The following is a 22,075-nucleotide window of genomic DNA, read 5'->3' as shown; positions in this document are numbered from 1 at the left end:
CTGAACCACGCCACTTGGATCCTGCTGATTTTCCGGGTACCAGCCCGGAAGCCCCTGCTGGTCTCATATCTTCATAGGTAATGAACGCAGGCTTTGTGGGCCCTTGTTCGGGTTTTACCTCAGTGCGGGCTCACCACCCGCACCTCGGCTTACTGCAGGTACAACTCTTTGTATCAGGTGCCGCTTTGCAGCAGCATGTTACGTACGTGGCCGATTGCCTTGGTCGGGTTCAGACCTTTCGGGCAAACGTTGACGCAGTTCATGATCCCGCGGCAGCGGAATACGCTGAACGGGTCATCCAGGGACGCCAGGCGCTCCTGGGTCTTGGTGTCACGGCTGTCGGCCAGGAAGCGATAGGCCTGCAGCAGTGCGGCGGGGCCCAGGAACTTGTCCGGGTTCCACCAGAACGACGGGCAGGAGGTCGAGCAGCAAGCGCACAGGATGCACTCGTACAGGCCGTCCAGCTTGTCGCGGTCTTCCGGCGACTGCAGGCGCTCGATGGCCGGTGCCGGGGTGTCGTTCTGCAGGAACGGCTTCACCTTCTCGTACTGCTTGTAGAAGATGCTCATGTCGACGACCAGGTCACGAATGACCGGCAGGCCCGGCAGCGGACGCAGAATCAGCTTGTTGCCCTTCACCACCGCCGACAACGGGGTGATGCAGGCCAGGCCGTTCTTGCCGTTGATGTTCATGCCATCGGAACCGCAAACGCCTTCACGGCACGAGCGACGATAGGAGAAACCTTCGTCCTGTTCCTTGATCAGTGCCAGCACGTCCAGAACCATCAGATCCTTGCCGCCGGTATCGACCTGGAAGGTCTGCATTTTCGGCGCCGAATCGGTGTCCGGGTTGTAACGATAAACTTCGACTTGCAACATAGCGGCCACCCTTAGTAAGTCCGGACTTTTGGTTCGAAGGCTGGAACAGTCTTCGGCGCAAAGTTGACGCCACGCTTGGCGACGCGCTTCTCACCCGGGTAGTACAGGGTGTGGCACAGCCAGTTTTCGTCGTCACGGTCTTCGTAGTCTTCACGGGCGTGAGCGCCGCGGGACTCTTTACGGGCTTCTGCCGCGATGGCGGTAGCTTCGGCGACTTCCAGCAGGTTCTGCAGCTCCAGCGCTTCGATACGCGCGGTGTTGAAGGCCTGGGACTTGTCGTTGATCTTGACGTTGGCGATACGGTCACGCAGACCGGCCAGCTGCTCGATACCCTTCTGCATGTATTCGCCAGTACGGAATACACCGAAGTAGTTCTGCATGCAGCTCTGCAGCTCGCGCTTCAGGCTGGCAACGTCTTCACCGGTGGTGCGCTCGTTCAGCTTGTTCAGGCGGTTCAGGGCAACATCGACGTCGGTGTCGCTGGCGTCGCGGTATTCCACGCCTTCGGTCAGCGCCTTCTCCAGGTGCAGGCCGGCAGCACGGCCGAACACCACCAGGTCGAGCAGCGAGTTGCCGCCCAGGCGGTTGGCACCGTGAACAGATACGCACGCCACTTCACCTACGGCGAACAGGCCCGGGATGATGTGGTCGTTGCCTTCGGCGTCCATGGTAATGGCCTGGCCATGAATGTTGGTGGCAACGCCGCCCATCATGTAGTGGCAGGTCGGGATGACCGGTACCGGCGCGACCACAGGGTCGACGTGGGCGAAGGTCTTGGACAGCTCGCAGATACCTGGCAGGCGGCTGTGCAGCACTTCCTCGCCCAGGTGGTCCAGCTTCAGCAGTACGTGGTCCTTGTTCGGGCCCACGCCGTTGCCGGCGATGATTTCCTTGACCATGGAACGGGCGACCACGTCGCGACCGGCCAGGTCTTTCGCGTTCGGCGCGTAACGCTCCATGAAGCGCTCGCCGTGGGCGTTGATCAGGTAGCCACCCTCACCGCGGCAACCTTCGGTGACCAGTACACCGGCGCCGGCGATGCCGGTCGGGTGGAACTGCCACATTTCGATGTCCTGCACCGGCACGCCGGCACGCAGGGCCATGCCCACGCCGTCACCGGTGTTGATCAGGGCGTTGGTGGTGGAGGCGTAGATACGGCCGGCACCGCCAGTTGCCAGCACGGTGGCCTTGGACTTGATGTACAGGGTCTCGCCGGTTTCGATGCAGATCGCGATCACGCCAACGAATGCGCCGTCCTGGTTCTTCACCAAGTCAACTGCGTAGTACTCGTTGAGGAAGGTGGTGCCGGCTTTCAGGTTGCCCTGGTACAGGGTGTGCAGCAGCGCGTGACCGGTACGGTCGGAAGCGGCGCAGGTACGGGCAGCCTGGCCACCCTTGCCGAAGTCCTTGGACTGGCCACCGAACGGACGCTGGTAGATGCGACCGGTTTCGGTACGCGAGAACGGCAGGCCCATGTGGTCCAGCTCGAAGACCGCAGCCGGGCCTTCCTGACACATGTATTCGATAGCGTCCTGGTCACCGATGTAGTCGGAGCCCTTGACGGTATCGTACATGTGCCAGCGCCAGTCGTCGTTCGGGTCGGCCGAAGCGATGGCGCAGGTGATGCCGCCCTGGGCAGATACAGTGTGCGAACGGGTCGGGAAGACCTTGGTGACTACGGCAGTCTTGTGGCCGCCTTGAGCCAGCTGCAGCGCAGCGCGCATGCCGGCGCCGCCGCCACCGATGATGATGGCGTCGAAGGAAATGGTTGGAATGCTAGCCATGGATCAGATACCCCAGAGAATCTGCACACCCCAGACGAAGTAAGCGAACATCGCAACGCCGCATACCGCCTGGAACAGGAAACGAATCGCAGTTGCCGACTTGCCGAACGACATAGGCGTCAGGTAGTCGGTCGCAATGGTCCACATGCCGACCCAGGCGTGAGCGCCCAGGGCAACGAGGGCCAGCAGACTGAAGATCCGCATCGCGTTGTTGGAGAACAGACCATGCCACTGGGTGTAGTCGATGCCTGGGTGGGCGACCACGTAGCCGATCAGGAAGAGGAAGTAAGCCGCGAGAACGACCGCAGAAACGCGCTGCGCCATCCAGTCATAGAGACCCGAACGCGACAGGTTCGTGACATTGGTTACCATACCCAAACTCCCACCAGAACGATCAGCACCACGGAGATGACGATCACGATTTTCGAGCCCAGCTTGCCGCCTTCAAGCGTCTCACCGATGCCCATGTCCATGATCAGGTGACGAACACCTGCCACGAGGTGATAAAGCAGGGCGGACAGCAGGCCCCAGGTCACGAATTTGGCCAGCGGGCTGGTCAGACACGCCTTCACCTCACCAAAGCCTTCCTCGGAACCCAGCGACTTGCCCAGTGCATAAAGCATGATGGCAAGGCCGAGGAACAGGATGACGCCGGAGATACGATGCAGGATGGACGTGTACGCAGTGACGGGGAGCTTGATGGTCCTTAGGTCTAGGTTTACAGGTCGTTGGCTTTTCACGGCTTTTTTCACACTGAAGAGCCCCTAGCGAATCAGGGCAAAGTTGTTGGTAAGTGTACTGGTCAGGTACCCACCACCCAGGGAACGGCGACCCCCAGCAGTTCGGGCTTGCAAGCCCCTGGCGGTCGGGTTGCGAGTATAGACAGTTAGGCTGCTTATGACAACGTGACGGGGTAGCCCAAATAGCGCATTGCCTTTAGCGCACAAAAGGCGTAAATAGGCGAGAATTTCGCGAAAAATCAGGCCTCAATGCCTGTTTCAACAAGCCTTTAGGCAAATTGACATCTGAATTTATCCCTCTATAGTGGTGCGGGCCCTGCGTGGGGGGTCTGTCTGATGATTTCAAGCATTAATAGGAGGCCACATGGCTGACAAAAAAGCGCAGTTGGTCATCGAGGGCGCTGCCCCCGTCGAGCTGCCCATTTTAACCGGCACCGTTGGTCCTGATGTAATCGACGTCCGCGGGTTGGGGGCCACTGGTCACTTCACCTTCGACCCTGGTTTCATGGCGACTGCCTCGTGCGAGTCGAAGATCACCTACATTGACGGCGACAAAGGTATCCTGCTGCACCGCGGCTACCCGATCGAACAGCTCGCTGAAAAATCCGACTACCTCGAAACCTGCTACCTGCTGCTCAACGGCGAACTGCCGAATGCCGAGCAGAAGGCCCAGTTCGTCAGCACCGTGAAGAACCACACCATGGTTCACGAGCAGCTGAAGTCCTTCTTCAATGGCTTCCGCCGCGACGCCCACCCGATGGCGGTGATGTGCGGCGTGGTTGGCGCCCTGTCGGCGTTCTATCACGACTCCCTGGACATCAATAACCCGCAACACCGCGAAATTTCCGCGGTGCGCCTGGTCGCCAAGATGCCGACCCTGGCCGCGATGGTTTACAAGTACTCCATGGGCCAGCCGATGATGTACCCGCGCAACGACCTGTCGTACGCGGAAAACTTCCTGCACATGATGTTCAACACCCCGTGCGAGATCAAACCGATCAGCCCGGTGCTGGCCAAGGCGATGGACCGGATCTTCATCCTCCACGCCGACCACGAGCAGAACGCCTCCACCTCCACCGTTCGTCTGGCCGGTTCGTCGGGTGCCAACCCGTTCGCCTGCATCGCCGCCGGTATCGCCGCACTGTGGGGCCCGGCCCACGGCGGTGCGAACGAAGCGGTACTGACCATGCTCGATGAAATCGGCGATGTCTCGAACATCGACAAGTTCATCGCCAAGGCCAAGGACAAGAACGACCCGTTCAAGCTCATGGGCTTCGGTCACCGCGTGTACAAAAACCGCGACCCGCGCGCCACCGTGATGAAGCAGACCTGCGACGAAGTCCTGCGCGAGCTGGGCATCAAGAACGATCCGCAGCTGGAACTGGCCATGCGCCTGGAAGAGATCGCCCTGACCGATCCGTACTTCATCGAGCGCTCGCTGTACCCGAACGTCGACTTCTACTCGGGGATCATCCTCAAGGCAATCGGCATTCCGACCAGCATGTTCACCGTGATCTTCGCCCTGGCACGTACCGTGGGCTGGATCTCGCACTGGAAAGAAATGCTCTCCAGCCCGTACAAAATCGGCCGCCCGCGCCAGCTGTACACCGGCGAGCAGAAGCGCGACATCGTTGCGCTGCAGGACCGCAAGTAAGCTTCCATAGCCGAACGCAAAAAGGCTGCCCTCGGGCAGCCTTTTTTATTCATCCTGCGCTGGTCTCTTCGCGGGCTTGCCCGCGAAGAGACCGGGACAGGCAACCCAAAAGCCTCAGTTTTTCTCAGCCCGCTCCCGCAACCCTTTCAGGGTATTGAACGGCGCATCCACCACGAACTTGTTGGCCACCATCGCCGGCACGCTGCCACCCGGCTCGGTGTGCACCTGATAGGTCACTTCCGTGCTGTCGCCCTTGGGCACCAGCTTCCAGAAGCCTTCGACCTTCGCCACCCGCACAAAGCCCTTCTCTTCCGGGATATAGGTCGGCTCTTCCTTCAGGTTGCGCACCAGGCTGCCATCAGCCTCCTTCACAGTAGTCACATGCAACACCGAGTCCCGCGGCGTCACCGGCCATGGCGTATTGAACTGGGTGTAGGTCCAGCTCTGGTCACCTTCGTGCTTGAGCAGCTTCTGCGACTTGCATTCGTGAATCCATGCACAAGCCCCGACCACGTCCTCCTGCAACGCCTGCACTTTGGCCAGCGGCGCCTTGATCACCGTGACACCTTGATAGGCCTTGTACTTCGAACCGGCCACTTCGCTAAGGGAAACCTTGATCCCCTCCTCGTCCTTGGCCACCTGCCAGTTTTCGGCCCAGGCCGCAGGCGACAGCAGAACACCCATGCCACACAGCAGAGCAATACGCTTGAACGATCTCATCATGTTTATCCTTGTTTTCGAAGATCCAGCCTGTCACGCCGCCGTCATTTGCTCCCACCAGCCGAGAATCCTTATGGCCTCATCGCGATCACTGCCACACACCTCGACATCCGCCTTGAAACCACCACACACCGCAGGCCGTTCGGGCTTGCCGAACAGGTCGCAGAGGTTGTCGACAGTCAGGTGCAGGCAGCGCTCGCCAGCCGGCTTGCCATTGGGCATGCGCGGCATCGCGGAGGTGATGGACGGGGCGATGCAGCAGGCACCACAGCCCTCACGGCAGTTCATGGCTATTCACCAAAATAAGGACTCCCTGGAACAAAACGGGACGAACGTCCCTGGATAGTAACCGCTCAAACAGGCGTTTGAAATTGCTGGCACGATGAAATCTGCCATGACCCGGCAGTCAGTTCGCCAGCTACTGGCGGTACTCGAAATCGATGGCCGCCCCTTCCACTTCCCGACGGCTGTCATTGCGTAGCTGCAGCTGCATTTCATTGCTGATCAACCGGCCATTGAGCTGGAACGGGCTGTCGCTGGTCTCCGGCTTTTCAGTGAACATGGGGGGCAGTAGAGGTTTGCGACGCTGTATCGGCGACAGGCTGCCCACATTTGGCTCAAGGTTATCGACCATCTCGGCCGGCAGGCTGAGGTCGAGCTTTGCCTTGGGTAGCGGCTTGGCAACCTCCTTGCTCACCTGCTTGCGCGCCGGCCTGGCCTTGCTGTTACCGGCTTTTTTTGCTGGTTGCGTGTGCGCTGGCCTGGCTCCGGCCTTCTGCACCGGCTTGGCCGCCTGCGCCTGGCCTGCCGGCTGCGCAGCCTGGGCAACACCAGCCAGGCTGCAGAGCGGTACAAGGCACAAGATCAGGGCAAAACGGCGCAGAGCATTCATGGCAAATGGACAGACTGGCAGGAAAAGTGCGTATGCTCCCTGTTCCACAGGCGCGTGGCAAGCCTATAAAAATGCCGCCGCTGGCTCCCGACACAATTGCTGGGCCAGCAAACCGAGGGTGATCACCGCGCGCTCGGCTTCCTTGTTCCAAGGTATGCCGCAATTAAGGCGGATGCAGTGGTTGAATTGCTCGGTGTTACTGAAGATTAGCCCCGGCGCAATACTGATGCCCTGCTCCAGCGCACGCACATGCAGCTCCTGGGTGTTGACCCGCCCCGGCAGGCTCACCCACAGGATGAAACCGCCCGTCGGCCGGGTCATCTGGGTACCCTCGGGGAAGTGTTGCTGCACCGCCAGCTGGTAGGCACTGAGGTTCTTGCGGTACTCCTGGCGGATGTAACGCAGGTGCCGGTCGTAGCCGCCATTCTCCAGGTAGGCCGCCACACCCATCTGCGTCACGCTGCAGGCCGAGTGGGTGGTGAAGGTTTGCAGGCGCTGGATCTCGTCCTGATAGCGCCCGGCGATCATCCAGCCAACGCGCACGCCGGGGGACAGGGTCTTGGAAAAACTCGAGCAATAGATCACCCTGTCCAGCCGGTCGAATGCCTTGAGCGCCTTAGTCTTGCCCTGCTCGAACATCAGCTCGCCATAGATGTCATCCTCGACGATCTGGATATCGAAGTCCGACGCCAGGCGCAGCAACTGTTTCTGCCGCTCTTCCGGCACAGTGCCACCCAGCGGATTGCTGAGGCGCGCGGTCAGGACCAGGGCCTTGATCGACCACTGGTTGGCCGCCAGTTGCAGCGCCTCGAGGCTGATGCCGGTGGACGGGTCGCTGGGGATCTCGATCACCTTCAGGCCCAGCAGGTCGGCCAGTTGCAGCAGACCGTAATAGGTGGGCGATTCGGCCGCGATCAGGTCGCCTGGACGAGTCAGCACGCGCAGCGACATCTGCAGCGCATCGACACAGCCATGGGTCACGATCACTTCACGCGGGTCGACCAGTACACCGGCATCACGCATGCGAATGGCGATCTGCCGGCGCAGCGGCTCGAAGCCGGGGCTGAACATGTAGCTGAAGGCACGCGGGCTGTGGAAGCGCGTCACCTTGGCAATCTGCTGGTGCAATGCACGGACCGGCAGGTAGTCGACATGCGGCACAGCGGCGCCGAACGGGAACACGCCATCACGGCGAGCCTCGGTCAGTACCTGCTGGATGATACTGGCGCGGGTGACCAGGCCGGGGCGCTCCACGCGGGCGATGTCCGGGGTCTGCGCGGTCAGGGCCGGGGTCTGGTGCACGTAGTAGCCGGACTGCGGCCGCGCACGAATCAGCCCCTGGTCCTCGAGATTGGCATAGGCCTGCAGCACCGTGGCATGGCTGACATTGAGCTGGGCGCTCATCTTGCGCACGGAGGGCACCCGCTCGCCTGGCTGGTAGACACCACGACGGATGTCATCGGCCAGTTGCTGGGCGATACGCTGGTACAACAGCAGGTTGGTCATGGCTGGCTCTCGACGCGCGGACGGGCTCGTTGTTCTTGTGTCTGACGGTAGAGGATACCGTAACAGTTGCAAAGTGTACTGGGACAGATCGCAGGATAGTCAACAATACAGTTGCGTGACAGCCATGGAAACGATCAAGCCCGGGTAGCCCGACGAAAAGCGGGGCCGCTTCGCAGCCCATCGCCGGCAAGCCAGCTCCCACCTTGATGCATTGACCTCAAGCCCTGTTCATCACCTGTGGGAGCTGGCTTGCCTGCGATGGGCCGCAAAGCGGCCCCTTTCACATGATTCAGCGTGCTGGCGCCAGCTTGCCTTTGTCATCGGAGAACACGATCTCCACCCGACGGTTCTGCGCCCTGCCCCGCTCCGAGGCATTGGCCTCGATCGGGTACTGGTCGCCATACCCCTCGACCTGCAGGCGCTTCTCGTCGATGCCCAGGTCTACCAGCATGTCGGCCACGGCCTGCGCCCGGTCACGCGACAGCTTCAGGTTGTCCTCGGCCGGGCCGGTGCTGTCGGTATAGCCCTCGATCCGAACCACCCGGCGCGGGTTGAGCTGGAGGAACTGCACCAGCTTGAGCACGGTACGGCTGGCCGAGTTCTTCAGGTCGGCACGACCGGTGTCGAACAGCACGTCCCCCAGGGTCATCACCAGACCACGGTCGGCCTGCTCCGAGGCCAGCGCGGCGATCTGCGACTCGACCCACTTGCCCTGCTGCTGAACACTGGCCAGCTTGGCCTCGCGCAGGGCCAGCTGCAGGCGCTGGCGCTCCAGGTCGAGCTTGGCCTGGCGCTCCTGGTTCAACGCCAGCTTGGCATGCTCGCTGGCAATTTCGCTGTAGCGCTGGCTCAGGTAGGCGTAATGGCGCACGTCGGCACCGGTGCCGATGTAGCTGGACAGGCGCTCGGCACGGGCCAGCGACTCGCCTGCGCGAATCACGTCGCGCGGCGCGCTGCGCAGCACATTGGAATCATCCTTGACCTTCTGGAAAGCTGCAGTGGCATCATCCAGCGCTGCGCTGCTGCGCTGGCTGGCGCAACCTTGCAAACCTGCCGCCAGCGCCAGCACTGCCAGCGCGGCCAATGGCATGCGACGGATCATGGCTGCACCTCCAACTGTTTGCGCAGGCGCTGGACCCGCGACTGCAGCAGTTGCAGCTGCTCTTCGCTCTTCTGGTTCAGTACCTGGGCCTCGGCCAGGCGCGCATCCAGCTCGGCCTGCTCGGCACGCATGCGCGCATCGCGGTAGTCTTCGGTGAGCATGTTGGCCTTGGCCCGGGCCAGCTTGTCTTCAGCCAGCTTCAGCGCATCGACCTGCTCGGTGGCACCGACGGCCCTGGCCTGCTCCAGTGCCTGTTCGGAAATGCGCATCTGCTCGTTAGGGGCCGGATCGTTGGCGCAGCCAGCCAGGCCGAGCACGGCCAGGGCAAGGATTAGTGGTTGGGTTCTCACGCAATCTTCCTAGTGTTTGGGGGCGTCCGACGGCACCTGCAGCTGCGCTTTCCAGCGCTCGACATTACGTTGCAGCACGGCCTCGGATGCTCCGGAGATCGGCAATTCTGTCAGTTTTTTCGCCAATTGCCCACGCAGCCAGCTGTCATTGCAGGCCGAATTGTGCGACAGCGCCAGGTACAGGCCCGGCCGATCCACCGGCAGGCCGCGGGCGATCAGGTCATTGCTCATGCCCAGGCTCTGGGCCATGGCCATGCCCGAATAGCGGCCAGCGAGCACATAATCCACCTGGCCGAGCACCAGCTTCTGGAATGCCTGGGTCAGGTTCTGTGCCGGCACCAGCTTCAGCTGGGCCTTGGCGAAAGCGGTAAAGGCCGGGGTAAGCCGCGCGCGCTCGGACAAACTGCCTTGGTACTGGGCCAGGTCAGCCGGGCCCTCGAAGGCCAGTGTGGCATCGTGGCGCGTCCACACCAGGTATTCGTTGAGCTGCAGGGGTGGATGGATGTAGTCCAGCGCGGTCAGTTGCTCCACCTGCATGGGGGTGTCGAGCAGCAGGTCCATCCGCCCGCTACGTACTTCTTCCAGCGCCTGGTCACGACGGCCGGCGCTCAGCACCTCAACTTTCACACCCAGCTCGCCAGCCACCTGGCGCAGCAGGTCGACGTTGGCGCCGATCAGGTGTTTCGGGTCGTTGGGGTCCTGCCATGAATAGGGCGGTGAATCAGGGCTGCCGGTTGCCACCAGGCGTTCACACTTGCCCGCCGCCATGGCCAGCGGCGAAACCAGCACCGCCATGCATGCCAGCACCCCGCCTGCTTTACGCAGCACCATTGCTCACTCCTTGTACAGACCAAAAAAAACCCGGCCCCTGTACAAGGGCCGGGTTCTTTATAAGTGAAGCAGGCGGATCAGACCAGCTTTTCCAGCTCCGGAACCGCTTCGAACAGGTCAGCGACCAGGCCGTAGTCGGCTACCTGGAAGATCGGCGCTTCTTCGTCCTTGTTGATCGCCACGATCACCTTGGAATCCTTCATACCGGCCAGGTGCTGGATCGCGCCGGAGATACCGACGGCGATGTACAGCTGTGGCGCGACGATCTTGCCGGTCTGACCGACCTGCATGTCGTTCGGCACGAAGCCGGCGTCGACTGCGGCGCGCGAAGCACCGACGGCAGCGCCGAGCTTGTCGGCCAGGCTGTACAGGTGTTTGAAGTTGTCACCGTTGCCCATGCCACGGCCGCCGGAAACGACGATCTTGGCAGCGGTCAGCTCTGGGCGGTCGGACTTGGCCAGCTCTTCGCCAACGAAGGCCGAGATGCCAGCGTTGTGCGCAGCGCCAACGGCTTCGATGGCAGCCGAACCACCTTCGGCGGCCACGGCGTCGAAGCCGGTGGTACGCACGGTGATGACCTTGATGGCAGCGCTCGATTGCACGGTGGCAATGGCGTTACCAGCATAGATCGGGCGCTTGAAGGTGTCGGCGGACTCGACCGAGATGATCTCGGAGATCTGGTCCACGTCCAGCAGCGCGGCAACGCGCGGCAGGATGTTCTTGCCGTTGGTGGTGGCCGGCGCCAGCACGTGGCTGTAACCCTTGGCCAGCTCGACGATCAGCGGCGCAACGTTTTCTGGCAGGACGTGGGCGTAGGCAGCGTTATCTGCAACCAGCACCTTGGCCACGCCAGCGATCTTGGCTGCGGACTCGGCAACGCCGCCCACGTTCTGGCCAGCGACCAGCACGTGCACATCACCACCGATCTTGGCGGCAGCAGCAACAGTGTTCAGGGTGGCCGGGGCTACGGCACCGTTCTCGTATTCAGCGACAACCAGGATAGTCATTTAGATTACCTTCGCTTCGTTCTTCAGCTTCTCGACCAGTTCGGCCACCGATTTGACCTTGATGCCAGCGCTGCGGGCAGCCGGGGCTTCAACCTTCAGGGTCTTGTTGGTGGAGGCGAGGGAAACGCCCAGCGCGTCTGGAGTAACAGTCTCCAGCGGCTTCTTCTTGGCCTTCATGATGTTCGGCAGCGACGCGTAGCGCGGTTCGTTCAGGCGCAGGTCGGTAGTGACGATGGCTGGCAGGTTCAGTGCAACGGTCTGCAGGCCGCCGTCGATTTCACGGGTGACGTTCAGCTTGTCGCCAGCCACTTCGACCTTGGAGGCGAAGGTGCCCTGGGCGAAGCCGGTCAGCGCAGCCAGCATCTGGCCGGTCTGGTTGTTGTCACTGTCGATGGCCTGCTTGCCGAGGATGACCAGCTGCGGCTGCTCTTTGTCGACAACGGCTTTCAGCGCCTTGGCCACGGCCAGGGAATTCAGTTCGTCAGCGGCTTCGACCAGGATGGCACGGTCGGCACCCAGTGCCAGGGCAGTACGCAGTTGCTCCTGGGCAGTGGTCGGGCCGACGGAAACGACGACGATCTCGGACGCGACGCCCTTTTCCTTCAGGCGTACGGCTTCTTCCACGGCGATTTCGCAGAAGGGGTTCATGGACATCTTGACGTTAGCAAGGTCGACGCCGGAGTTGTCCGCCTTGACGCGAACCTTGACGTTGTAGTCGACCACTCGTTTGACAGCTACAAGAACCTTCATGGATTCCTCGTTACTCTCCGGTGAATAGATAGTCGCCAGGGGCAGAGCCCTGCGATGCGCGTGGGTACAAGGGCACCTCTAAAAACGTACCGGGAGGCGGTAACTTCACAGTGACCGAACAGTCTTGTCCGGACTCTTGCGACAAATACTCACGGGTCATTTCCTGTCGTGGCGTGTAAACTCCACTACAAACCGGCCAAAGGCCGCAAAACCCTGCTCCACACCTGGTCTTTAGAGGTGTACCTGCGCCCGGCTGCAAGCCTACGGCGAACGTAAAACCGCTCGTATCTTGACCGTAACACCCAATCCGGTCAATACGGCAAATCGGTCACCCTCCAGCCGCGTTCCTGTGATTTTACTGGCCTGCGGCAAATTCAAACAAACGTTTGTATTGGACCCGCCAAGTGGTGTAGATATAATGCGCGGCCAAGACAAAACGGTGTAGTCCGTCATTTGCCCAGCTACAGTTCCGCCGTTGCGTAGAACCGCTGCGAATGCCCCGCGCACCCATAAGACAAAGCAACAGCACGAGCCTTGATGAGTAGGAGAGAACCAGTGGAACGCGAATACATGGAATTCGACGTGGTCATCGTCGGCGCCGGCCCGGCGGGCCTGTCCGCCGCCTGCCGCCTGAAGCAGAAGGCCGCCGAAGCCGGTAGCGAAATCAGCGTCTGCGTGGTGGAAAAAGGCTCTGAAGTCGGCGCCCACATCCTCTCCGGCGCGGTGTTCGAACCCCGTGCCCTGAACGAGCTGTTCCCCGACTGGAAAGAGCTCGGCGCGCCGCTGAACACCGAAGTGAAGCGTGACGACATCTACGTGCTCAAGGATGCAGGCAGTTCGACCAAGGTGCCTGACCTGTTCGTGCCCAAGACCATGCACAACCAGGGTAACTACATCATCTCCCTGGGCAACCTGTGCCGCTGGCTGGCCCAGCAGGCCGAGAACCTGGGCGTGGAAGTCTACCCGGGCTTCGCCGCCCAGGAAGCGCTGTTCGATGAAAACGGAGTGGTGCGCGGCATTGTCACCGGCGACATGGGTGTGGACCGTGAAGGCAACCCGAAAGACGGCATGTACACCCCTGGCATGGAGCTGCGTGGCAAGTACACCCTGTTCGCCGAAGGTTGCCGTGGCCACATCGGCAAGCAGCTGATCAAGCGCTTCAACCTGGATAGCGAAGCCGACGTCCAGCACTACGGCATCGGCCTGAAGGAAATCTGGGAAATCGACCCGGCCAAGCACGAGCAGGGCCTGGTGGTGCACACCGCTGGCTGGCCGCTGGACGTCATGGCCAAGGACAACACTGGTGGTTCGTTCCTCTATCACCTGGAAAACAACCAGGTGGTGGTCGGCCTGATCGTCGACCTGTCCTACGCCAACCCGTACCTGTCGCCGTTCGACGAGTTCCAGCGTCTCAAGCACCACCCGGTGATGGCGCAATACCTCGAAGGCGGCAAGCGCATCAGCTACGGTGCCCGTGCCATCTGCAAGGGCGGCTTCAACTCGCTGCCGAAAATGGTCTTCAACGGCGGCGCGCTGATCGGCTGCGACCTGGGCACCCTGAACTTCGCCAAGATCAAGGGCAGCCACACCGCAATGAAGTCCGGCATGCTCGCCGCCGAAGCGGTGGCTGATGCACTGATCGCCGGCAGCGAAGGCGGTGACCAGCTCAACGGTTACGTCAGCGCCTTCAAGGCCAGCTGGCTGTACGAGGAGCTGTTCGCCAGCCGCAACTTCGGCCCGGCCATGCACAAGTTCGGCCCGCTGCTGGGCGCGGCATTCAACTATGTGGACCAGAACTGGTTCGGCGGCAAGCTGCCGTTCACCCTGCACGACACCAAGCCGGACTACGCCTGCCTGAAGCTGGCGGCCGAGTCGCAGAAGATCGATTACCCGAAACCGGACGGCAAGCTCAGCTTCGACAAGCTCAGCTCGGTATTCCTCTCCAGCACCAACCACGAAGAGGAACAGCCCTGCCACCTGAAGCTGACCGACCCGAACGTGCCGATCGCCAGCAACCTGCCGCTGTACGACGAGCCGGCCCAGCGCTACTGCCCGGCAGGCGTGTACGAGGTTGTCACCCAGGAAGACGGCAGCAAGCGCTTCCAGATCAACGCGCAGAACTGCGTGCACTGCAAGACCTGCGACATCAAGGACCCGGCCCAGAACATCACCTGGGTCACCCCTGAAGGCGCTGGCGGGCCGAACTACCCGAACATGTAAGGCCCCTGCCCTGCACTAACAAAAAGCCCCCGGTTCTCACGAGCCGGGGGCTTTTTGTTTTACCTGTACCGACCTCATCGCCGGCAAGCCAGCTCCCACCTCGACCGCATCGACCTCGAGCCATGCGCTATCCCTGTGGGAGCAACTGTCTTGCTCAAATTCTAAAAGTTGGCGCGATCCCCTGTGGGAGCTGGCTTGCCGGCGATGAGGCCAGAACAGACAACAGAAAACTATTTTTCACCACACATTACCGGCATCGGCTCCGCGGCAAACGCCAATGGCTCCCGACGCCCGAAATACAAGGCCGTCAGCAACCCCACCGTACCCATGACCAGACAAAAGCCGACACACACCCACGGGCTCCACGGCATCAGCGCAATCAGCGCCAGCGGCGTGGTGCTGGCCCAAAGCGCGTAGGCCACGTTATAGGTGAAGGAGATGCCCGACACGCGGATCTCGGCCGGGAACAACCCGACCATCACTGACGGCACCACGCCCACCACGCCGCAGGACAGGCCCGCCAGCGCATAGGCCAGCCAGGTCACGCCCCACTGTCCCACCAGACTGGCATACAACGCGCCGATGCCCACCGGCAGCAACAGGCTGTAGAACATCAGTGCGCGCCAGGCGCCTGCACGGTCGACCAGCAGCCCGGCCAGCACGCAGCCGATGTTGAGGAAGACGATGCCCACGCTGCTAAGGGCAAAGGTGTGCCCGGCACTCATGCCGAAGCGCTGCTGCATCACTGTCGGAGTAATCACCACCAGCACCACCACGGCGGAAGTCAGCACGCAGGTCAGCAGCGCCGCCGGGATCAATGCCCGGCGGTGTTCGCCCAGCACCCGCCGCAGCGGGAAGCTCACCGGCTGCTCCTGGCGCGCACGCAGGGCGAGGAACACCGGTGTTTCGCTGAGCCAACGACGCAACCACACGCCGATCACGCCGAATACCCCGCCGAGCAGGAACGGGTAGCGCCAGGCATAGTCGAGGATTTCTTGCGGGGTGAACACTTGCGCCAGCAAGGTCGCGGTCAATGCCCCCAGCAGATAGCCAAAGGTCAAGCCGGCCTGCAGGAAGCCCAGGGCATAACCGCGCCGCCCGGCTGGCGCGTGCTCGGCGACGAAGGTCCAGGCACTCGGCACCTCGCCGCCCACCGCCGCGCCCTGCAAGATACGCAGTGCCAGCAGGATCAGCGGTGCAGCGTAGCCGATGTCGGCGTAGGTCGGCATCACCCCGATCAACAGGCACGGCAGGGCCATCATCAGGATGCTCAGGCTGAAGACCCGCTTGCGTCCCAGGTGGTCGGCGAAGTGCGCCATAAGGATGCCGCCCAGCGGCCGCGCCAGGTAGCCGGTGACAAAGATTCCGAAGCTTTGCAGCAGGCGCAGCCACTCGGGCATCTCGGGCGGGAAGAACAACTGGCTTAGGGTCAGCGCAAAGAATACGAAGATGATGAAATCGTAGATCTCCAGCGCGCCGCCCAACGCCGCCAGGCCCAGGGTCCGGTGGTCGCCGCGGCTGAACCGTGGCGGGCGAGCGGTATCGATGGCAGTCATGGCAGGGTCCGCAAATCGGCAAAGGGCAAGAGGATAGCAAATAGCTGCCCCCTTGCCCCGCCCGCTGCGGCTTTAGCGGTTGAACATGGTATTGACGAAATTGGCCTTCGGCCGTGGCCGCGCCGTGGCAGCCGGCATGGCGCCCGGCAGCGGTAGCCTGCCGACCTGCAGCGGCGAATCGATGATCGCCATGAATGCCTCCAGTGCCTCGTTGTCGGGCACCTGGGGCAAGCTCATGCTGACGGCCTGGCGCTCGGCCTGCGGCACCAACGGCACTTGCAACTGGTTGGAGTGATAAAGCAGGGCATGCTGGATCTGCGTGCTGACGCGACAGAAGCGCGCCAGATCGACCCCGACATGACTGGCCAGCTCGATATTGCCCAATAGCAGGTGGAAAGGCTGCAAGGCACTCAGCACCAGGCGCTGCAGCTCCTCGAAGCTTTCCACTGGCGCTATCCGGTAGTAGCCCAGGCCGTTGAGCAGCCGCTCCAGTTGCAGGCGCTGGCAGGGGTGTGCATCGGCGATGAGGATGCGCAGGGTCTTGTTGGCCATGGTGGGACCTGGGCAGTTGGGTAACGGTTAGGCTCCATGACCATACTGCGCCAGTAACGGCTGCTGCCTAGGCTACGCCTGGCAGGGGTCTTCTTTGATAGAAGTCGGGAAAGCCGTGGAAATCAAGTGATCGACTGACGGAATTTTCATCTGCCTTCAACCCGGCGATCAGGATTCCCACTCGCGCATGCGCACACGACAGTGCTTCATGGCGTTGACGATGTGCTTTTCCACCAGGCTGCGGGAAATACCCAGGTGCTCGGCAATCTGCTGGTGTGACAAGCCTTCGAGCTTGCGCAGCAGGAAGCAGTCGCGGCAGACCTTGCTCAGCTCATCCAGGGCACGCTGCATAAGCGCCAGGCGCTGGTCGAGCTGCATGTCATGGGTCGGCGCCGGGGTGTGCCAGCGCTCGTCGTTGTCCAGCACCTCCAGTGGCTCGGCCTGGCGCACCTGGTGCCGGCGGTGGCGGTCGACAACCAGGTTGAGCGCGGTGCGGTAGAGGAAAGCACGCGGGTGCTCGATGCGCTCGGCGTCGGTGCGCTCCAGCACTCGCAGGTAGGCATCATGCGCCACGTCTTCGGCGGCCTGACGACTGCCCAGGCGCGAAGAAAGGAAACCCACCAGTTCGCGATAGTAATGTTCCACGACGTTACCTGAGATCGTCCTGCCAGCCTATGCCAGAAAGCCCTTTCAGGCAGCAACGCGGGACCGAGTGATGTCAACGTGCGATCTTACAAATTATAATTATTCTCAGCAACAAGGGTATGTCATGGGCTATCTAGCGCCTGTCGCCATACACCTGTCAGCCCCTACTCAATATTCGCTAAATCCCCTCCTGCCGCTTTCGTCTATCTGGCACCCACTCGCCTGGATGTCTGCATGAGACCTTTAACCAACACCCGTCGCCGGCTCCTGCTCAGCGGCCTGGGCCTGCTCGGCCTGAGCAGCCTGCTGGCCTGGAAGGCCCTGCCCTACGGCGCACAGCCGCTCAGCACGGTTGCCGTGACCCGCGCCGACATCGAAAGCAGCGTTACCGCACTGGGCACCCTGCAACCAAGGCGCTACGTGGACGTCGGTGCCCAGGCATCGGGGCAGATCCACACCCTGCATGTGGAGGTCGGCGACACGGTGCGCAAAGGCCAGCTGCTGGTCGAGATCGACCCTTCGACCCAGCAGGCCCGGCTGGATGCCGGCCGCTACTTGATCGACAACCTCAAGGCCCAGCTGGCCGAACAACGCGCTCAGTTCCAACTGGCCCGGCAGCAGCTCAAACGCCAACGGGAGCTGGCCGCCGCTGGCGCCACCCGTGACGAGGACGTGCAAACGGCCGCCGCACAGCTGAAGGTCACCCAGGCGCGCATCGACATGTTCCAAGCGCAGATCCGCCAGGCCCAGGCCAGCCTGCGCAGCGACGAGGCCGAGCTGGGCTACACGCGCATCTACGCGCCGATGGACGGCACGGTAGTGGCGGTGGACGCCCGTGAGGGGCAAACCCTCAATGCCCAACAACAAACCCCGTTGATCCTGCGCATCGCCAAGCTCTCGCCGATGACAGTGTGGGCCCAGGTGTCGGAGGCCGACATCGGCAAGGTCACCCCGGGCATGACCGCCTACTTCACCACCCTGGCCGGCGGCAAGCGCCGCTGGACGAGCACCGTGCGGCAAGTGCTGCCGATCCCTCCCAAGCCACTGGAGCAGGCCAGCCAGGGCGGCGGCAGCCCGGCCAGCGTCAGCAATGGCAGTGCCGGCAGCCAGGTGGTGCAGTACAGCGTGCTGCTGGATGTCGACAACCCGGACGGCGCCCTGATGGCCGAGATGACCACGCAGGTGTTCTTTGTCGCCGGCAAAGCCAGCCAGGTGCTGACCGTACCACTGGCCGCGCTGGACGACGGCGATGGCCTGCGCCTGGCGCATGTGCTGACCCGCGACGGCAAAGTGGAACAGCGCCAGGTACGCACCGGCCTCAGCGACCGCCTGCGCGTGCAGGTGCTGGACGGCCTGAACGAAGGCGAACGCCTGGTGATAGGCGCCCCTGGCGTCAGCGGAGGTTGAATGAGCACACCCCTGATCGAGCTGGTCGACATCCGTAAATCCTACGGCGGCATCGAAACGCCCAAGGTCGATATCCTTCATGGCATCAGCTTGCGCATCCATCCCGGCGAGTTCGTCGCCATCGTCGGCGCCTCTGGCTCCGGCAAATCGACCTTGATGAATATCCTCGGCTGCCTCGACCGCCCCACTTCTGGCAGCTACCGCTTCGCCGGCAAGGATGTGGCCGAACTGGGCAGCGACGAACTGGCCTGGCTGCGCCGCGAGGCATTCGGCTTCGTGTTCCAGGGCTACCACCTGATCCCCTCGGGCTCGGCCCAGGAAAACGTCGAAATGCCGGCCATCTATGCCGGCATCGCGGCCAACGAACGCCACGCTCGTGCCAGCGCCCTGCTCGGCCGCCTGGGCCTGGCCAACCGCACTGGCAACCGCCCGCACCAGTTGTCTGGCGGCCAGCAACAACGGGTGTCGATTGCCCGGGCGTTGATGAACGGTGGCCATATCATCCTCGCCGACGAACCCACCGGCGCCCTCGACAGCCACAGCGGCACCGAAGTGATGGCGTTGCTCGACGAGCTGGCCAGCCAGGGCCACGTGATCATCCTGATCACCCATGACCGCAACGTGGCGGCGCGGGCGCAGCGCGTGATCGAAATTCGCGACGGCCTGATCATCAGCGATTCGGCCGCCGAAAAGCCCATGGTCGAAAACAGTCGCGGGCTACAGGCCGACCAGCTGCGCCAGCGCCTGGACCATGGCGCAACCTTGCACGGGGCATGGAAAGGTGAATTGTTCGAAGCCCAGCAGGCGGCCTGGCGGGTGATGTGGGTCAACCGCTTCCGCACCGCCCTGACCCTGCTGGGGATCGTCATCGGCGTGGCCTCGGTGGTGGTGATGCTGGCAGTGGGCGAAGGCAGCAAGCGCCAGGTCATGGCGCAGATGGCAGCCTTCGGCTCGAACATCCTCTACCTGAACGGCAAGCCGGCGAGCCTGGGCGAGCAGGCCGGCACCATCACCCTCGACGATGTCGCTGCCATCGGCCAACTGCCGCAGGTCAAGCACGTGATGCCGGTGATCGGCGAAAAGATGATGGTGCGCCACGGCAACAACAGCCAGCGGTTCTATGTGGGTGGCAACAACACCGGGTTCCCCGAAATTTTCAACTGGCCGGCGGTGCAAGGCAGCTTCTACAGCGATGCCGATGAAGCCAACGCTGCCGCGGTGGCGGTGATCGGCCAGAAAGTGCGGGAAAAGATGCTCGACCCTGGGCGCGACCCGCTGGGGCAGTACCTGTTGATCGGCAATGTGCCGTTCCAGGTGGTCGGTATCCTGGCCGGCAAGGGCGCCAGCTCTGGCGACCAGGACAGCGACGGGCGCATCGTGGTGCCCTACTCCGCCGCAGCCATCCGCCTGTTCGGCCAGCGTGACCCGGACTACATCGCCGTTGCCGCCCTGGACTCCACGCGTGTCAACGAAGCCGAAGCGGCCATCGACAAGCTGCTGCGCCAGCGCCACAACGGCCGCCAGGACTTCGAGCTGACCAATGACGCGGCGCTGATCCAGGCCGAGGCGCGCACGCAGAACAGCCTGTCGCTGATGCTGGGGGCGATCGCCGCGATCTCGCTGCTGGTGGGTGGCATCGGCGTGATGAACATCATGTTGATGACCGTGCGCGAGCGCACCCGTGAAATCGGTATCCGCATGGCCACCGGCGCGCGCCAGCGCGACATCCTGCGGCAATTCCTCAGCGAGGCGGTGATGCTGTCGATGGTCGGCGGCCTGGCCGGCATCGTCCTGGCCCTGGCCATAGGTGGCGGCCTGATGCTGGCCGAAGTGGCGGTGGCCTTTGCCCTGCCTGCCATGCTCGGCGCCTTCGCCTGTGCTGTCGTCACCGGCATCGTGTTCGGCTTCATGCCAGCGCGCAAGGCCGCTCGCCTCGACCCGGTCAAAGCCCTTACCAGCGAATAACCCATGACTCTGCCTAGCCGCATCAGCCTGTTGCCCCTGTGCGTATGCCTCGCCGCCTGCAGCACGCCGCAAACACCCGCCAGCGGTATTGCCGCGCCATCTGCCTGGCAAGGCGAGGCCGCATCACCCTCGGCCCAACTGCCAACGACGCAGTGGTGGCAAGCCTTCGCCAGCCGCGAACTCGACCGCCTGGTGCAGCACGCCCTGCACAATGCCCACGACCTGGCTGCTGCCACGGCACGGGTACGCCAGGCCCAGGCCCGCGCAGTCATCGCCGGCGCGCCGCTGCTACCGGAGCTGAAGCTGGGCCTGGATGGTAGCCGCCAACGCCTGCTGCACGGTGACGGCTACGACCAGCTGGATGTCAGCCGCAGCGAACCCACCAGCACCTCGTTCGACATGCAGCTCAGCGCCAGCTACGAAATCGACTTCTGGGGTGGCCTGCGAGCGACCCGTGACAGCGCCCTGCGCAGCCTGGATGCCAGCCGCTTCGACCGCCAGACCGTGGAGCTGACCCTGGTCAGCGCGGTGGCCGACAGTTACCTGCAGGGCCTGGCTTTGCAGGAACAGTTGCGCATTGCCCGCCTCAACCTGCGCAATGCCAAGGACGTGCTGGGCCTGGTCGAGGCACGCCAGCGCAGCGGTTCCGCCACGCGCCTGGAACTGGCCCAGCAGCGCAGTCTGGTGGCCGCGCAGCAACGTCAGTTGCCGTTACTGGAACAGAAGTGGCAAGACAGCCGGGTCACCCTGGCAACCCTGCTCGGCGACCCGGTGCAGTCGCTGCCCACCAGCCAGGACGCGATCAACACCCTGCAATGGCCCGCCATTGGCAGCGGCGTGCCCAGCGAGCTGCTCACCCGCCGCCCGGACATTGCCGCAGCAGAAGCTCGGCTCGCCGCCGCCAGCGCCAATGTGCAGGTCGCCCGCGCCGCCATGCTGCCCAAGCTCACCCTCGGGGCCAACCTGGGGGCTGGCGCCAATACCTTTGCCCATTTGTTCGACAGCTCCTACTACACCCTCACCAGCGGCCTGGTCGCGCCGGTCTTCAACAACGGCCGCCTGCGCGCCGCCCGTGAACTGGCGGAGGCTGAACAGGCAGAGTTGCTGGAGACCTACCGCAGCAGCATCCTGGCCGGTTTTGCCGATGTCGAAAAGGCGCTCAATGCGATCCAGGGCGTGGACCGCCAGCGGCAGTGGCAGGATGAAGAAGTGGCGCAGGCGCGGCTGGCATTCGACCTGGCGCAGCAGCGTTATGGCGCGGGAGCGGAGACGCTGTTGAGCGTGCTGGAGACCCAGCGCACATTGTATGCGGCGCAGGACCAGCAGGCCCAACTGCGCCTGGCCCGGTTGCAGGGTAGCGTGGCGTTGTACAAGGCATTGGGGGGTGGCTGGGTGGTCAGCCAGTAGGGTCACCTGTACCGGCCTATCGCCAGCAAGCCAGCTCCCACCGGGGTCAAGACATGCGCTGTACCTGTGGGAGCCGGCTTGCCGGCGATAGGGCCGGTACAGGCAGCGA

The 22,075-nt window shown here is 62.9% G+C and carries 21 protein-coding genes; 5 read left to right on the top strand and 16 right to left on the bottom strand.

The genetic code is table 11. From position 1 onward, the window contains the following. Positions 1–173 precede the first annotated feature (173 nt). From ACLCGK_RS30160 to sdhC, 4 genes are read right to left on the bottom strand one after another with little or no spacing between them, the layout of a single operon-like run. Positions 174–878, bottom strand: a complete 705-nt coding sequence (locus tag ACLCGK_RS30160; RefSeq protein WP_011534752.1) for a succinate dehydrogenase iron-sulfur subunit — start codon at positions 876–878, stop codon at positions 174–176. An 11-nt stretch (positions 879–889) separates the two neighbouring features. After that, positions 890–2,662, bottom strand: coding sequence for a succinate dehydrogenase flavoprotein subunit (sdhA, locus tag ACLCGK_RS30155; RefSeq protein WP_013973442.1), 1,773 nt, complete (start codon positions 2,660–2,662; stop codon positions 890–892). A gap of 3 nt (positions 2,663–2,665) precedes the next feature. After that, positions 2,666–3,034 (bottom strand): succinate dehydrogenase, hydrophobic membrane anchor protein, encoded by a 369-nt coding sequence (gene sdhD / locus ACLCGK_RS30150; RefSeq protein WP_003254214.1) that lies wholly within the window; start codon positions 3,032–3,034, stop codon positions 2,666–2,668. Further along, positions 3,028–3,414, bottom strand: coding sequence for a succinate dehydrogenase, cytochrome b556 subunit (sdhC, locus tag ACLCGK_RS30145; RefSeq protein ID WP_012315350.1), 387 nt, complete (start codon positions 3,412–3,414; stop codon positions 3,028–3,030). The genes sdhD and sdhC overlap by 7 nt, the downstream gene beginning before the upstream one ends. A gap of 352 nt (positions 3,415–3,766) precedes the next feature. Here sdhC and gltA point away from each other — a divergent pair, with 352 nt between their 5' ends. Further along, complete coding sequence (gene gltA, locus ACLCGK_RS30140; RefSeq protein ID WP_013973445.1) at positions 3,767–5,056, top strand: citrate synthase; 1,290 nt, start codon at positions 3,767–3,769, stop codon at positions 5,054–5,056. 114 nt (positions 5,057–5,170) lie between these two features. Here the strand turns inward: gltA and ACLCGK_RS30135 are convergent, their stop codons facing one another. The 9 genes from ACLCGK_RS30135 to ACLCGK_RS30095 all read right to left on the bottom strand — a co-directional run bounded on the left by ACLCGK_RS30135 (position 5,171) and on the right by ACLCGK_RS30095 (position 12,214). After that, on the bottom strand, positions 5,171–5,776 hold the full coding sequence (locus tag ACLCGK_RS30135) for an START domain-containing protein (protein ID WP_123085867.1): 606 nt from the start codon (positions 5,774–5,776) through the stop codon (positions 5,171–5,173). Positions 5,777–5,809: 33 nt separating this feature from the next. After that, complete coding sequence (locus tag ACLCGK_RS30130) at positions 5,810–6,064, bottom strand: YkgJ family cysteine cluster protein (protein ID WP_025339973.1); 255 nt, start codon at positions 6,062–6,064, stop codon at positions 5,810–5,812. 130 nt (positions 6,065–6,194) lie between these two features. After that, positions 6,195–6,668, bottom strand: coding sequence for a hypothetical protein (locus ACLCGK_RS30125; protein ID WP_410953500.1), 474 nt, complete (start codon positions 6,666–6,668; stop codon positions 6,195–6,197). A 63-nt stretch (positions 6,669–6,731) separates the two neighbouring features. Beyond that, complete coding sequence (locus tag ACLCGK_RS30120) at positions 6,732–8,174, bottom strand: PLP-dependent aminotransferase family protein (protein WP_013973449.1); 1,443 nt, start codon at positions 8,172–8,174, stop codon at positions 6,732–6,734. Between the two features lie 289 nt (positions 8,175–8,463). Beyond that, entirely contained in the window at positions 8,464–9,276 is an 813-nt protein-coding gene (locus ACLCGK_RS30115; protein WP_015271099.1) for an OmpA family protein, read from the bottom strand. Then, the gene (locus ACLCGK_RS30110; RefSeq protein ID WP_023661849.1) at positions 9,273–9,626 is read right to left on the bottom strand and encodes a DUF4398 domain-containing protein; all 354 of its coding nucleotides are present in this window, start codon (positions 9,624–9,626) and stop codon (positions 9,273–9,275) included. The genes ACLCGK_RS30115 and ACLCGK_RS30110 overlap by 4 nt, the downstream gene beginning before the upstream one ends. A 9-nt stretch (positions 9,627–9,635) precedes the next feature. After that, a complete protein-coding gene (locus tag ACLCGK_RS30105; protein ID WP_123085871.1) occupies positions 9,636–10,457 on the bottom strand; it encodes a substrate-binding periplasmic protein in 822 nt (273 codons plus the stop codon). 77 nt (positions 10,458–10,534) lie between these two features. After that, positions 10,535–11,464, bottom strand: coding sequence for an electron transfer flavoprotein subunit alpha/FixB family protein (locus ACLCGK_RS30100; protein ID WP_013973453.1), 930 nt, complete (start codon positions 11,462–11,464; stop codon positions 10,535–10,537). Beyond that, a complete protein-coding gene (locus ACLCGK_RS30095) occupies positions 11,465–12,214 on the bottom strand; it encodes an electron transfer flavoprotein subunit beta/FixA family protein (protein ID WP_025339979.1) in 750 nt (249 codons plus the stop codon). It lies immediately after the preceding gene. Positions 12,215–12,751: 537 nt separating this feature from the next. On the opposite strand from ACLCGK_RS30095, the gene ACLCGK_RS30090 reads away from it, so the two are divergent. Continuing rightward, on the top strand, positions 12,752–14,434 hold the full coding sequence (locus ACLCGK_RS30090) for an electron transfer flavoprotein-ubiquinone oxidoreductase (protein ID WP_075045849.1): 1,683 nt from the start codon (positions 12,752–12,754) through the stop codon (positions 14,432–14,434). 230 nt (positions 14,435–14,664) lie between these two features. Here the strand turns inward: ACLCGK_RS30090 and ACLCGK_RS30085 are convergent, their stop codons facing one another. The 3 genes from ACLCGK_RS30085 to ACLCGK_RS30075 form a co-directional block, all read right to left on the bottom strand. Then, positions 14,665–15,990, bottom strand: coding sequence for an MFS transporter (locus ACLCGK_RS30085; RefSeq protein ID WP_039615139.1), 1,326 nt, complete (start codon positions 15,988–15,990; stop codon positions 14,665–14,667). Between the two features lie 72 nt (positions 15,991–16,062). Further along, the gene (locus ACLCGK_RS30080; protein WP_410953499.1) at positions 16,063–16,542 is read right to left on the bottom strand and encodes a histidine kinase; all 480 of its coding nucleotides are present in this window, start codon (positions 16,540–16,542) and stop codon (positions 16,063–16,065) included. 168 nt (positions 16,543–16,710) lie between these two features. Then, positions 16,711–17,187, bottom strand: a complete 477-nt coding sequence (locus tag ACLCGK_RS30075) for a sigma-70 family RNA polymerase sigma factor (protein WP_169775065.1) — start codon at positions 17,185–17,187, stop codon at positions 16,711–16,713. A 234-nt stretch (positions 17,188–17,421) separates the two neighbouring features. Between ACLCGK_RS30075 and ACLCGK_RS30070 the strand changes: the two genes are divergently transcribed. Genes ACLCGK_RS30070 through ACLCGK_RS30060 form a run of 3 tightly spaced genes read left to right on the top strand, consistent with a single transcriptional unit; the run spans position 17,422 to position 21,966 of the window. Continuing rightward, on the top strand, positions 17,422–18,594 hold the full coding sequence (locus tag ACLCGK_RS30070; RefSeq protein WP_410953498.1) for an efflux RND transporter periplasmic adaptor subunit: 1,173 nt from the start codon (positions 17,422–17,424) through the stop codon (positions 18,592–18,594). Further along, a complete protein-coding gene (locus ACLCGK_RS30065) occupies positions 18,595–20,559 on the top strand; it encodes a MacB family efflux pump subunit (RefSeq protein ID WP_410953497.1) in 1,965 nt (654 codons plus the stop codon). A 3-nt stretch (positions 20,560–20,562) separates the two neighbouring features. Then, the gene (locus ACLCGK_RS30060; RefSeq protein WP_410953496.1) at positions 20,563–21,966 is read left to right on the top strand and encodes an efflux transporter outer membrane subunit; all 1,404 of its coding nucleotides are present in this window, start codon (positions 20,563–20,565) and stop codon (positions 21,964–21,966) included. Positions 21,967–22,075 lie beyond the last annotated feature (109 nt).

This window comes from Pseudomonas sp. S1(2024) (assembly GCF_046557535.1).
The sequence above is the reverse complement of the archived record's forward strand: the minus strand, read 5'-3'. Positions and strand labels throughout refer to the sequence as shown.

Coding starts and splice junctions, on each gene's coding strand:
- ACLCGK_RS30130 (WP_025339973.1), bottom strand. CDS start 6,064: ATGAACTGCCGTGAGGGCTGTGGTGCCTGCTGCATCGCCCCGTCCATC.
- ACLCGK_RS30080 (WP_410953499.1), bottom strand. CDS start 16,542: ATGGCCAACAAGACCCTGCGCATCCTCATCGCCGATGCACACCCCTGC.
- ACLCGK_RS30135 (WP_123085867.1), bottom strand. CDS start 5,776: ATGAGATCGTTCAAGCGTATTGCTCTGCTGTGTGGCATGGGTGTTCTG.
- ACLCGK_RS30120 (WP_013973449.1), bottom strand. CDS start 8,174: ATGACCAACCTGCTGTTGTACCAGCGTATCGCCCAGCAACTGGCCGAT.
- ACLCGK_RS30100 (WP_013973453.1), bottom strand. CDS start 11,464: ATGACTATCCTGGTTGTCGCTGAATACGAGAACGGTGCCGTAGCCCCG.
- ACLCGK_RS30115 (WP_015271099.1), bottom strand. CDS start 9,276: ATGATCCGTCGCATGCCATTGGCCGCGCTGGCAGTGCTGGCGCTGGCG.
- gltA (WP_013973445.1), top strand. CDS start 3,767: ATGGCTGACAAAAAAGCGCAGTTGGTCATCGAGGGCGCTGCCCCCGTC.
- sdhA (WP_013973442.1), bottom strand. CDS start 2,662: ATGGCTAGCATTCCAACCATTTCCTTCGACGCCATCATCATCGGTGGC.
- ACLCGK_RS30065 (WP_410953497.1), top strand. CDS start 18,595: ATGAGCACACCCCTGATCGAGCTGGTCGACATCCGTAAATCCTACGGC.
- ACLCGK_RS30095 (WP_025339979.1), bottom strand. CDS start 12,214: ATGAAGGTTCTTGTAGCTGTCAAACGAGTGGTCGACTACAACGTCAAG.
- ACLCGK_RS30070 (WP_410953498.1), top strand. CDS start 17,422: ATGAGACCTTTAACCAACACCCGTCGCCGGCTCCTGCTCAGCGGCCTG.
- ACLCGK_RS30125 (WP_410953500.1), bottom strand. CDS start 6,668: ATGAATGCTCTGCGCCGTTTTGCCCTGATCTTGTGCCTTGTACCGCTC.
- ACLCGK_RS30085 (WP_039615139.1), bottom strand. CDS start 15,990: ATGACTGCCATCGATACCGCTCGCCCGCCACGGTTCAGCCGCGGCGAC.
- ACLCGK_RS30105 (WP_123085871.1), bottom strand. CDS start 10,457: ATGGTGCTGCGTAAAGCAGGCGGGGTGCTGGCATGCATGGCGGTGCTG.
- ACLCGK_RS30090 (WP_075045849.1), top strand. CDS start 12,752: ATGAGTAGGAGAGAACCAGTGGAACGCGAATACATGGAATTCGACGTG.
- sdhD (WP_003254214.1), bottom strand. CDS start 3,034: ATGGTAACCAATGTCACGAACCTGTCGCGTTCGGGTCTCTATGACTGG.
- ACLCGK_RS30060 (WP_410953496.1), top strand. CDS start 20,563: ATGACTCTGCCTAGCCGCATCAGCCTGTTGCCCCTGTGCGTATGCCTC.
- ACLCGK_RS30160 (WP_011534752.1), bottom strand. CDS start 878: ATGTTGCAAGTCGAAGTTTATCGTTACAACCCGGACACCGATTCGGCG.